Genomic DNA, 11,492 nt, shown 5'->3' on the forward strand with positions numbered 1-11,492 from the left:
CACCGGGCGACCGCCCTCCTCCTGTCCTGCTTCTGTTCCGTCGGCCCGTCGCGCCGTCCGCTCCGGCCGCGCGGGCTACTCCGCCGCGGGCCCGCCGTCGTGCGGCGCCGGCCCCAGGTCGAACTCGCCGTCCCGGGCCCCCAGCACGAAGGCCCGCCACTCCGCCTCCGTGTAGCGCAGGACGGTGTCCGGGTCGAGCGACGAACGCATGGCCACCGCGCCCGCGGGCAGATACGCGATCTCGACCCGCTCCTCGTGCTCCTCCGTACCCGGCGCGCTCTGCCACTCGACGTCCGAGATGTCCAGCGCGTAGAGCTCGTCCCGCTCCCGGTCCTTGCGCGCCTTGACGTCCGCGTCCCTGACGTCGACGTCCCTGTCCGCTGCTGCCTCGGCCATGTTCGGACGGCCCCTTCCCCACGTACGGTTGACCTGTGCCGTCACCCTAGTGGCCGGACCGGCACCGCCCGTGAGGTTCCGGGACCCGGGCGGACGCATCCGGCCAGGCTGGTACGCTGTGTGACGGCCGTTTGTGTACGCACCCCCGGAGCGCATCGCTCTGGAGGCCGCGCCCAGCGGATCCCCGCCTCCCGAGTAACGGAAGCTCCCCTGAGATGTGGACCAGGGGCACTCGGTGGCACATCGAAGACTACGAGGAGTACGCGTGTCGCTCGACGCCGCTACGAAGAAGCAGCTCATCAGTGAGTTCGGCCAGAAGGAGGGCGACACCGGCTCCCCCGAGGTCCAGGTCGCCATGCTCTCGCGCCGCATCTCGGACCTGACCGAGCACCTCAAGACCCACAAGCACGACCACCACTCCCGTCGTGGTCTGCTGATCCTGGTCGGTCAGCGCCGCCGGCTGCTGCAGTACCTGGCCAAGAAGGACATCCAGCGCTTCCGTGCGCTGGTCGAACGCCTGGGCATCCGCCGCGGTGCGGCGGGCGCCAAGTAAGACGCCGTGAAGGGAGCGGTTCCCACCTCTTGGGAGCCGCTCCTTTTGCTGTACGTGCCCTCTACGTGCGGAGTGTCACCGACGCTTTGTAGTGTGGTAGCACAACGACACACGCAGGACGCAGCACGTAGGACACAGCGTGACGACGCCCCGCCCGCCGGGTAGGGACCGTCATGACAAACGAACGAGGAGAAGCGCACCTCGCCGCCGCCGGTCCTCGGTAGTGGCCCCCGGGAGATTGCGACCCCGGGTGCTTCGATCGAAGACCGGCCCGCACCAGAAGGAGCGCCTCTCCGCCACCGTCCCCCTGCCACACGGGCAGGACGGGACGAAGACGAGGAGAAAACGCTAGTGGAGAACGAGACCCACTACGCCGAGGCCGTTATCGACAACGGTTCCTTCGGCACCCGCACCATCCGCTTCGAGACGGGCCGCCTGGCCAAGCAGGCCGCCGGTTCCGCCGTGGCGTACCTGGACGACGACACCATGGTGCTGTCGGCCACCACCGCTTCCAAGAAGCCCAAGGACCAGCTCGACTTCTTCCCCCTCACGGTGGACGTCGAGGAGCGGATGTACGCCGCCGGCAAGATCCCCGGCAGCTTCTTCCGCCGCGAGGGCCGGCCCTCCGAGGACGCGATCCTCACCTGCCGCCTGATCGACCGCCCGCTGCGCCCGTCCTTCAAGAAGGGCCTTCGCAACGAGATCCAGGTCGTCGCCACGATCATGGCGCTCAACCCCGACCACCTGTACGACGTCGTGGCGATCAACGCCGCCTCCGCGTCCACCCAGCTGGCCGGCCTGCCCTTCTCCGGCCCGGTCGGCGGCGTCCGCGTCGCGCTGATCAACGGCCAGTGGGTCGCGTTCCCGACGCACACCGAGCTCGAGGACGCCGTCTTCGACATGGTCGTCGCCGGTCGCGTCCTTGAGGACGGCGACGTCGCGATCATGATGGTCGAGGCCGAGGCCACCGACAAGACGATCCAGCTGGTCAAGGGCGGCGCCGAGGCGCCCACCGAGGAGGTCGTGGCCTCCGGCCTCGACGCCGCGAAGCCCTTCATCAAGGTCCTGTGCAAGGCGCAGTCGGACCTCGCCGCCAAGGCCGCCAAGCCGACCGGCGAGTTCCCGATCTTCCTGGACTATCAGGACGACGTCTTCGAGGCCCTGACCGCCGCGGTCAAGAGCGAGCTCGCCCAGGCGCTCACCATCGCCGGCAAGCAGGACCGCGAGGCCGAGCTGGACCGCGTCAAGGAGATCGCCGCCGAGAAGCTGCTCCCGCAGTTCGAGGGCCGCGAGAAGGAGATCTCCGCCGCGTACCGCGCGCTGACCAAGAAGCTGGTCCGCGAGCGCGTCATCAAGGACAAGGTCCGCATCGACGGCCGCGGCGTCACGGACATCCGTACGCTCGCCGCCGAGGTCGAGGCCATCCCGCGCGTGCACGGCTCGGCGCTGTTCGAGCGTGGCGAGACCCAGATCCTGGGCGTCACCACCCTCAACATGCTCCGCATGGAGCAGCAGCTGGACACCCTCTCCCCGGTGACCCGCAAGCGCTACATGCACAACTACAACTTCCCGCCGTACTCCGTCGGTGAGACGGGCCGCGTCGGCTCCCCGAAGCGCCGCGAGATCGGCCACGGCGCGCTCGCCGAGCGCGCGATCGTGCCGGTCCTGCCGACCCGCGAGGAGTTCCCCTACGCGATCCGTCAGGTGTCCGAGGCCCTCGGCTCCAACGGCTCGACGTCCATGGGCTCGGTCTGCGCCTCCACCATGTCGCTGCTGAACGCCGGTGTGCCGCTCAAGGCCCCCGTCGCCGGTATCGCCATGGGCCTGATCTCCCAGGAGATCGACGGCCAGACGCACTACGTCGCCCTCACCGACATCCTCGGTGCGGAGGACGCCTTCGGCGACATGGACTTCAAGGTCGCCGGCACCAAGGAGTTCGTCACCGCCCTCCAGCTCGACACCAAGCTGGACGGCATCCCGGCCTCCGTCCTGGCCGCGGCCCTCAAGCAGGCCCGCGACGCCCGCCTCCACATCCTCGACGTGATGATGGAAGCGATCGACACGCCGGACGAGATGTCCCCGAACGCCCCGCGGATCATCACCGTCAAGATCCCCGTGGACAAGATCGGTGAGGTCATCGGCCCCAAGGGCAAGATGATCAACCAGATCCAGGAGGACACCGGCGCCGAGATCACGATCGAGGACGACGGCACCATCTACATCGGTGCCGCCGACGGCCCGGCCGCCGAGGCCGCCCGCGCCACGATCAACGGCATCGCCAACCCGACCATGCCGGAGGTCGGCGAGCGCTACCTGGGCACCGTCGTGAAGACGACGACCTTCGGCGCGTTCGTGTCGCTGCTCCCGGGCAAGGACGGTCTGCTGCACATCTCGCAGATCCGCAAGCTCGCCGGCGGCAAGCGCGTGGAGAACGTCGAGGACGTCCTCGGTGTGGGCCAGAAGGTCCAGGTCGAGATCGCCGAGATCGACTCCCGCGGCAAGCTCTCCCTCATCCCCGTGATCGAGGGCGAAGGCGACGACGACGACAAGAAGGACGACACCGACCAGTGACGTCTCGTAGCTCCACGACGACGGCCCGCACCTCTTCGGAGGCGCGGGCCGTCGCCCGTACCCAAACCCTCATCAAGGGTGAGAACGGCATCGGTACGGTCCGCAAGACCACCCTCCCCGGCGGCCTGCGCATCGTCACCGAGACGCTGCCCTCCGTCCGCTCCGCGACCTTCGGGATCTGGGCCCACGTCGGCTCCCGCGACGAGACGCCGACGCTGAACGGTGCCACCCACTACCTCGAGCACCTGCTCTTCAAGGGCACGAGCCGCAGGTCGGCCCTGGACATCTCGTCCGCCATCGACGCGGTCGGCGGCGAGATGAACGCGTTCACGGCCAAGGAGTACACGTGCTACTACGCACGCGTGCTCGACACCGACCTCCCGCTCGCCATCGACGTGGTCTGCGACATGCTCACCGGCTCGCTGATCGAGCAGGCCGACGTGGACGCCGAGCGCGGTGTGATCCTCGAAGAGATCGCGATGACCGAGGACGACCCGGGCGACTGCGTGCACGACCTGTTCGCGCACACCATGCTCGGCGACACCCCCCTCGGCCGCCCGGTCCTCGGCACGGTCGACACGGTCAACGCCCTCGGCGCCGACCGCATCCGCCGCTTCTACAAGAAGCACTACGACCCGACCCATCTGGTCGTGGCCTGCGCGGGCAACGTCGACCACAACAAGGTCGTGCGCCAGGTCCGTGCCGCCTTCGAGAAGGCGGGCGCCCTCCGGGAGGCCGCCGCCGAGCCGATCGCCCCGCGCGACGGCCGCCGGGCCATCCGCACCGCCGGCCGCGTCGAACTGCTCGGCCGCAAGACCGAGCAGGCCCATGTCGTCCTCGGCATGCCGGGCCTCGCGCGCACCGACGAGCGCCGCTGGGCCCTGGGCGTCCTCAACACCGCCCTCGGCGGCGGCATGTCCTCCCGCCTCTTCCAGGAGGTCCGCGAGAAGCGCGGTCTGGCCTACAGCGTGTACTCGTACACCTCGGGCTTCGCCGACTGCGGCCTCTTCGGGGTGTACGCGGGCTGCCGGCCGAGCCAGGTCCACGACGTGCTCAAGATCTGCCGCGACGAGCTCGACCACGTCGCCGAGCACGGACTGTCGGACGACGAGATCGGCCGTGCCGTGGGCCAGCTCCAGGGCTCCACCGTCCTCGGCCTCGAGGACACCGGCGCGCTGATGAACCGTATCGGCAAGAGCGAGCTGTGCTGGGGCGAGCAGATGTCGGTCGACGACATGCTGGCCCGGATAGCGTCGGTCACCCCGGACGAGGTCCGTTCGATCGCCCACGACATCCTGGGACAGCGGCCCTCGCTGTCGGTCATCGGTCCGCTCAAGGACAAGCAGGCGTCCCGTCTGCACGAAGCGGTCGCGTAAATCCCGTCTCTGTTAGGAACGAAGCAATGAGCAAGCTGCGCGTGGCGGTCCTCGGTGCCAAGGGCCGGATCGGGGCCGAGGCGGTACGAGCCGTCGAGGCCGCCGAGGACATGGAGCTGGTGGCCGCGCTCGGCCGGGGCGACGGACTGGAGACCCTCGTCGACGCGGGCGCCCAGGTCGCCGTCGAACTGACCACGCCGGACTCGGTGATGGGCAACCTCGACTTCTGTGTCCGCAACGGGATCCACGCGGTGGTCGGTACCACGGGCTGGACCGACGAACGCCTCGCACAGCTCACCACGTCGCTGGCCGAGTCGCCGGAGACGGGGGTGCTCATCGCCCCTAACTTCTCCATCGGCGCCGTACTGACCATGAAGTTCGCCGAGATCGCCGCGCCGTACTTCGAGTCCGTCGAGGTCATCGAGCTGCACCACCCGAACAAGGTGGACGCGCCGAGCGGCACCGCCACGCGCACCGCCCAGCTCATCGCCGCGGCCCGCGAGCGAGCCGGCAGCGCTCCGCAGCCCGACGCCACGGCCACCGCTCTCGACGGCGCCCGCGGGGCGAACGTCGACGGCGTCCCGGTGCACTCGGTCCGGCTGCGCGGTCTGCTCGCCCACCAGGAGGTCCTGCTGGGCGGCGACGGCGAGACCCTCACCGTCCGCCACGACTCGCTGCACCACAGCAGCTTCATGCCGGGCATCCTGCTCGGTGTCCGCCGGGTGGTGAGCACGCCGGGCCTCACCTTCGGCCTGGAACACTTCCTGGACCTCGGCTGAGCCGAGGGACGGGCACGGACGGACCCCGACGGACCCCGACGGACACGGACACCTGGCAGACATGCGCGCGAAGATCACCTACGCCGTCACGGCGGCCGTCCTGGTCGTCTATTTCGTCCTGGTCGGCAGCCGTGGCGTGCTGCTCATCCAGAACGGCACCCTGATCACCGTCACCTTCGGCATCGCGGTGCTGATCCTGCCGGTCATCGGAATCTGGTTCCTCTGGAAGAACACGCAGTTCGTACGCAAGGCCAACCGGCTCGCCGCCGAGCTCGACGCCGAGGGCGGTCTGCCGGTCGACGAGCTGCGGCGCACCGCGGGCGGCCGCATCGACCGCGACTCGGCCGACGAGGTCTTCGCCCGGCGCAAGGCCGAGACCGAGGACGCGCCCGACGACTGGCGCAGCTGGTTCCGCCTCGCCGTCGCCTATCACGACGCCCGGGACACCCCGCGCGCCCGCAAGGCGATGCTACGGGCGATCGCCCTGCGCGAGGGCAGACCCCCGGCGGAGGCCTGAGACACCGACGGATACCTGTGCGCCGGCGGAGGCCTGATACACGGGCCGAGGTCTGAGACACGGGCCGAGGCCTGAGCCCTGCCGGAGGCCCTGGGGCCACCGGCCGAGGCCCGGGGCCCAGGTTCCGGGCCTCGGGCAGGGCCCGTGGCCGGTCCGGGCCCGACATCCCGAGGGCGCCGGAGTCCGGCCCGGTCCGGCCCGGGGCACAGGTGCGGAGTCTCGGCGCAGAGGGCTGACGAACGGCGAAGGGGCCGGTCCGCATCGTGCGGACCGGCCCCTTCGTACGCGTCCGACGCTCGGCTCAGCCCAACCGGTACTCGTCGGCCCAGACCTCGACGGCGTCCGCCGCCCGGTCGAATGCTTCCGTGCGTGCCAGGAAGTCGGAGTTGTGCGAGGTCAGCAGCGGTGGTACGGAATCGGCCGCCCGGTCTCTGCGGACCAGGAGCAGTGCCTGACCCTGCACCGTGCGAGGCAGCCCGAGCCAGCGCACCGGCTGCTGGACGGTGCGCACGGCGACGACCTGCGGCCAGGGCGCGGTGGTGGTGGTGAGGAAGCCCACGCGGCGCAGCCCCCGGGCACTCACCCAGACGCCCATCCTCAGCAGCCGCAAGGCGCTCAGGACGACGATCACGGCGACGAGCAGACAGACCACGGCAGCGGAGCGGCTCCCGGCGAACGCGGTGATCACGGTGGCCACGAGGACATAGGCCGCGAGCAGCAGAATCAGTGCGGCGAATGCCACCCGCCACGGGCCGGGCCGGTAGGGGCGCCGCCATTGGTCGCGATCGTCGAACGGCAGGGCGAGATCGTCCGCAGCCTCGTCAAAAGTACGGTCCGCCGTCAGGAAGGGCAGGGGCACGACTGATCCTCACTCAATCCACGCATGGGCTGTGCCCGGTGAGGCTATCGAGCCGGGTCCCCGCTCACCACCCTCGGGGGTCCGGAAGAGTCAGCGGCCGTCCGATGCCTCGGAGTGCTGTGTGTGGGCGGGTGACGGGTCCTGCGACAGGGCCGGCATGCCGAGGATCAGGGACCCGGCGAGCGCGGCGGTCAGGGTGAGTCCCATGAGCCAGCGCCCGGCTATCTGGCCGCCGGAGGCCCGCTCACGCGGTGGGGGAGTGACATTGCTGCGGAAGTTGTCGGCTTCGGCGATGAAGGCGAACGGTACAGGCTCGCGCCGACGGAACATGAGGACTGCGTCTCCTCTGGAGTCTCGAAGAAATCTTTGTCACCGATACAGACGTACGAACGCCCTCGTTGGTGCCCTGTTTCGCCGAATTCATTGCGGCAAGGCCCGAACGCCCTGGTATCGGCGCCCCGTAGAGTGGCCGCGTTGCAAGCTGTGATGGAAGGACCCCCCGAACCGTGACCGACACCCCCGCCGACGATCTCAAGATCGACCTCCGCAGCGACGTCACCGTCGAGCTGGTGAAGCACTCCGCGGCCGACTCCGACGTCCTGTTCGCCGCCCGTGTCTCCACCGTCGGGGAGCAATCCCTGGACGAGATGGGCAAGGACCCGGAGCGCTCGAAGGGGTTGATCAACTACCTGATGAGGGACCGGCACGGCAGCCCCTTCGAGCACAACTCGATGACGTTCTTCATCAGCGCCCCGATTTTCGTCTTCCGCGAGTTCATGCGGCACCGCGTGGGCTGGTCCTACAACGAGGAGTCCGGCCGGTACAGGGAGCTCCAGCCGGTCTTCTACGTCCCGGACGAGTCGCGCAAACTCGTCCAGCAGGGCCGTCCCGGGAAGTACGTGTTCGTCGAGGGCACCGAGGAGCAGCGTGAGCTGGTCGCGGGCGCCATGGAGGACTCGTACCGCGCGGCGTACCGGACGTACCAGGAGATGCTCGCCGCCGGTGTCGCCCGCGAGGTGGCCCGCGCCGTCCTCCCGGTCGGCCTCTTCTCGTCGATGTACGCCACCTGCAACGCGCGCTCCCTGATGCACTTCCTCGGGCTGCGCACCCAGCACGAGCTCGCCAGGGTCCCGTCCTTCCCGCAGCGGGAGATCGAGATGGTCGGCGAGAAGATGGAAGCGGAGTGGGCCAGGCTCATGCCGCTCACGTACGCGGCCTTCAACGGCAACGGCCGGGTGGCGCCGTAGGGCGCTCCCACGCGCCTTCCGGCACAGATGTACGGATCAGCCGAGCGAGGTGTCCGTATTGCGGCATTTCGAGAAGTTCATCTAGCCTGATCAAACGGACCCGGCACTGCTTGAACCCCCGAGCAGGCAGTGCCGGGCTCCGCATTTGTCATAGTTTGTCCTGTCCCCCGTGGGCAGACCCCGCCCTGAGCAGCGAGTAGCGTGTTACCCATGGCTCCGACCTCCACTTCGCAGACCCCCTTCGGACGGGTCCTCACCGCTATGGTCACGCCCTTCACGGCGGACGGCGCACTCGATCTCGACGGTGCCCAGCGGCTCGCCACCCACCTGGTGGACGCAGGCAACGACGGCCTGATCGTCAACGGCACCACCGGCGAGTCACCGACCACCAGCGACGCGGAGAAATCGGATCTCGTACAGGCCGTGCTGGCGGCCGTCGGCGACCGCGCCCACGTCGTCGCGGGAGTCGGCACGAACGACACCCGCCACAGCGTCGAGCTCGCCCGCGCCGCCGAGAAGGCCGGCGCGCACGGCCTGCTGGCCGTCACGCCGTACTACAACAAGCCCCCGCAAGAGGGCCTGTACCGACACTTCTCGGCCATCGCCGACGCCACCGAACTGCCGGTGATGCTCTACGACATCCCCGGCCGCAGTGGTGTACCGATCAGCACCGAGACGATCGTCCGCCTGGCCGCGCACCCGCGCATCGTCGCGAACAAGGACGCCAAGGGAGACCTCGGCCGGGCCAGCTGGGCCATCGCTCGCTCCGGTCTCGCCTGGTACTCCGGCGACGACATGTTGAACCTGCCGCTGCTCTCCGTGGGCGCGGTCGGCTTCGTCTCGGTCGTCGGCCACGTCGTCACGCCGGAGCTGCGGGCCATGCTCGACGCCTATGTCGCCGGTGACGTACAGAAGGCCACCGAGATCCACCAGAAGCTGCTTCCGGTCTTCACCGGGATGTTCCGCACCCAGGGCGTCATGACGACGAAGGCCGCACTCACCCTCCAGGGTCTGCCCGCCGGACCGCTGCGCGCCCCGATGGTCGAACTGTCACCCGAGGAGACCGCCCAGCTCAAGATCGATCTTGCTGCCGGCGGGGTACAGCTCTAAGTACAGACTTCACAACTGAATACGTACGACAACGCAGGCCGGCGGCCTGCACCCCACACAGACAACAGCTACTGCACGAACGTCATGCGCGCCACGTGCCTTGCCAGGTACGTGGCGTGTGTGGTGAGGAGAGTCTTTTGAGTCATCCGCATCCTGAACTCGGCCCGCCGCCCAAGCTTCCCCAGGGGGGCCTGAGGGTCACCCCGCTCGGCGGCCTCGGTGAAATCGGCCGGAACATGACCGTCTTCGAATACGGCGGCCGTCTGCTGATCGTCGACTGCGGAGTGCTCTTCCCCGAGGAGGAGCAGCCCGGAATCGACCTGATCCTGCCGGACTTCACGTCCATCAGGGACCGCCTCGACGACATCGAGGGCATCGTCCTCACGCACGGCCACGAGGACCACATCGGTGGTGTCCCGTTCCTCCTGCGTGAAAAGCCGGACATCCCGCTGATCGGCTCCAAGCTGACCCTCGCGCTCATCGAGGCGAAGCTCCAGGAGCACCGCATCCGCCCCTACACGCTCGAAGTCGCGGAGGGCCACCGCGAGCGCATCGGCCCCTTCGACTGCGAGTTCGTGGCGGTCAACCACTCCATCCCGGACGCCCTCGCGGTCGCCATCCGCACCCCCGCGGGCATGGCGGTGCACACCGGCGACTTCAAGATGGACCAGCTCCCGCTGGACGGCCGCCTCACGGACCTGCACGCGTTCGCGCGCCTGAGCGAGGAGGGAATCGACCTCCTCCTCTCGGACTCCACGAACGCCGAGGTCCCCGGTTTCGTCCCGCCCGAGCGCGACATCTCGAACGTGCTGCGCCAAGTCTTCGCGGGTGCCAGCAAGCGCATCATCGTGGCGAGCTTCGCCAGCCACGTGCACCGCATCCAGCAGATCCTGGACGCGGCCCACGAGTACGGCCGCCGGGTCGCCTTCGTCGGCCGTTCGATGGTCCGCAACATGGGCATCGCGCGCGACCTGGGTTATCTGAAGGTTCCGCCGGGCCTGGTCGTCGACGTCAAGACGCTGGACGACCTCCCGGACCACGAGATCGTTCTCGTGTGTACGGGCTCGCAGGGCGAGCCGATGGCCGCGCTGTCCCGGATGGCCAACCGTGACCACCAGATCCGCATCGTCCAGGGCGACACGGTGATCCTGGCGTCGTCGCTCATCCCGGGCAACGAGAACGCGGTGTACCGCGTCATCAACGGCCTGACCCGCTGGGGCGCCAACGTCGTCCACAAGGGCAACGCCAAGGTGCACGTCTCCGGGCACGCCTCCGCGGGCGAGCTGCTGTACTTCTACAACATCTGCAAGCCGCGGAACCTGATGCCCGTCCACGGCGAATGGCGTCATCTGCGCGCCAACGCCGAACTGGGCGCGCTCACCGGCGTACCCCACGACCGCATCGTCATCGCCGAGGACGGCGTCGTCGTCGACCTCATCGGCGGCAAGGCCAAGATCTCCGGCAAGGTGCAGGCGGGTTACGTGTATGTCGACGGCCTCTCGGTCGGCGGTGTCGGCGAGCCCGCGCTCAAGGACCGCAAGATCCTCGGGGACGAGGGCATCATCTCGGTCTTCGTGGTGATGGACTCCAGTACCGGCAAGATCACTGGCGGTCCCCACGTACACGCCCGCGGTTCGGGCATCGAGGACTCCGCCTTCACGGACGTCGTCCCGAGGATCATCGAGGTCCTCGAACGCTCGGCCCAGGACGGCGTGGTCGAGCCACACCAGATGCAGCAACTCATCCGCCGCACGCTGGGCAAGTGGGTCTCGGACAACTACCGCCGGCGGCCGATGATCCTGCCGGTCGTCGTCGAGGTCTGACCCCCTCGCACGCGCCAACCTGGAGCGGGGCGCCTCGATTTGCATCGGGGCGCCCCGCTCCAGTACGTTTACGGCTCCGCCTGAACGGGAACCCGGGAACGATCGTGTGCCTGGACCACCCCGAGCGGGACGGAAATTCCGACTCAGAATCTCTGATAAAGTCGGGACCGCCGGAAAGGGAAACGCGAGAGCGGAAACCTGGAAAGCGCCGAGGAAATCGGATACGGAAACGGTCTGATAGAGTCGGAAACGCAAGACCGA

General features: G+C 68.8%; 11 protein-coding genes. 8 read left to right on the forward strand and 3 right to left on the reverse strand.

The window, feature by feature from the left end; genetic code table 11:
- Positions 1-75: 75 nt before the first annotated feature.
- Positions 76-396, reverse strand: a complete 321-nt coding sequence (locus ACFVTC_RS33280; RefSeq protein WP_390132172.1) for a DUF397 domain-containing protein — start codon at positions 394-396, stop codon at positions 76-78.
- 265 nt (positions 397-661) lie between these two features.
- On the opposite strand from ACFVTC_RS33280, the gene rpsO reads away from it, so the two are divergent.
- From rpsO to ACFVTC_RS33305, 5 genes are all read left to right on the forward strand, one after another.
- Positions 662-949 carry a 30S ribosomal protein S15 gene (rpsO, locus tag ACFVTC_RS33285; protein WP_168530506.1) on the forward strand — a complete coding sequence of 96 codons (288 nt, stop codon included), beginning with the start codon at positions 662-664 and terminating at the stop codon, positions 947-949.
- Positions 950-1,300: 351 nt separating this feature from the next.
- Positions 1,301-3,520: a polyribonucleotide nucleotidyltransferase gene (locus ACFVTC_RS33290; protein ID WP_390132173.1), complete on the forward strand. Its 2,220-nt coding sequence runs from the start codon at positions 1,301-1,303 to the stop codon at positions 3,518-3,520.
- Entirely contained in the window at positions 3,517-4,896 is a 1,380-nt protein-coding gene (locus ACFVTC_RS33295) for a pitrilysin family protein (protein ID WP_168530508.1), read from the forward strand. Before ACFVTC_RS33290 ends, ACFVTC_RS33295 begins: the two co-directional genes overlap by 4 nt.
- Positions 4,897-4,922: 26 nt before the next feature.
- Positions 4,923-5,675 carry a 4-hydroxy-tetrahydrodipicolinate reductase gene (gene dapB / locus ACFVTC_RS33300; protein WP_390132174.1) on the forward strand — a complete coding sequence of 251 codons (753 nt, stop codon included), beginning with the start codon at positions 4,923-4,925 and terminating at the stop codon, positions 5,673-5,675.
- A 61-nt stretch (positions 5,676-5,736) separates the two neighbouring features.
- A complete protein-coding gene (locus ACFVTC_RS33305; RefSeq protein WP_390132175.1) occupies positions 5,737-6,192 on the forward strand; it encodes a hypothetical protein in 456 nt (151 codons plus the stop codon).
- A gap of 301 nt (positions 6,193-6,493) precedes the next feature.
- Here the strand turns inward: ACFVTC_RS33305 and ACFVTC_RS33310 are convergent, their stop codons facing one another.
- Both ACFVTC_RS33310 and ACFVTC_RS33315 read right to left on the reverse strand, forming a co-directional pair.
- On the reverse strand, positions 6,494-7,051 hold the full coding sequence (locus ACFVTC_RS33310) for a hypothetical protein (protein ID WP_390132176.1): 558 nt from the start codon (positions 7,049-7,051) through the stop codon (positions 6,494-6,496).
- 90 nt (positions 7,052-7,141) lie between these two features.
- Positions 7,142-7,381: a hypothetical protein gene (locus tag ACFVTC_RS33315; protein WP_390132177.1), complete on the reverse strand. Its 240-nt coding sequence runs from the start codon at positions 7,379-7,381 to the stop codon at positions 7,142-7,144.
- 176 nt (positions 7,382-7,557) lie between these two features.
- Between ACFVTC_RS33315 and thyX the strand changes: the two genes are divergently transcribed.
- From thyX to ACFVTC_RS33330, 3 genes are all read left to right on the forward strand, one after another.
- Entirely contained in the window at positions 7,558-8,298 is a 741-nt protein-coding gene (thyX, locus tag ACFVTC_RS33320; protein ID WP_390132178.1) for an FAD-dependent thymidylate synthase, read from the forward strand.
- Positions 8,299-8,508: 210 nt separating this feature from the next.
- Entirely contained in the window at positions 8,509-9,408 is a 900-nt protein-coding gene (dapA, locus tag ACFVTC_RS33325) for a 4-hydroxy-tetrahydrodipicolinate synthase (protein ID WP_390132179.1), read from the forward strand.
- Between the two features lie 137 nt (positions 9,409-9,545).
- A complete protein-coding gene (locus tag ACFVTC_RS33330) occupies positions 9,546-11,231 on the forward strand; it encodes a ribonuclease J (RefSeq protein ID WP_390132180.1) in 1,686 nt (561 codons plus the stop codon).
- Positions 11,232-11,492: the final 261 nt, after the last annotated feature.

Source organism: Streptomyces sp. NPDC057950 (assembly GCF_042887295.1).
Taxonomy (GTDB): Bacteria; Actinomycetota; Actinomycetes; order Streptomycetales; family Streptomycetaceae; genus Streptomyces; species Streptomyces kaempferi.

Excerpts from the sequence above, each read along its gene's own strand:
- dapA (WP_390132179.1), top strand. The coding sequence starts at position 8,509 with ATGGCTCCGACCTCCACTTCGCAGACCCCCTTCGGACGGGTCCTCACC.
- ACFVTC_RS33305 (WP_390132175.1), top strand. The coding sequence starts at position 5,737 with ATGCGCGCGAAGATCACCTACGCCGTCACGGCGGCCGTCCTGGTCGTC.
- ACFVTC_RS33280 (WP_390132172.1), bottom strand. The coding sequence starts at position 396 with ATGGCCGAGGCAGCAGCGGACAGGGACGTCGACGTCAGGGACGCGGAC.
- dapB (WP_390132174.1), top strand. The coding sequence starts at position 4,923 with ATGAGCAAGCTGCGCGTGGCGGTCCTCGGTGCCAAGGGCCGGATCGGG.
- ACFVTC_RS33315 (WP_390132177.1), bottom strand. The coding sequence starts at position 7,381 with ATGTTCCGTCGGCGCGAGCCTGTACCGTTCGCCTTCATCGCCGAAGCC.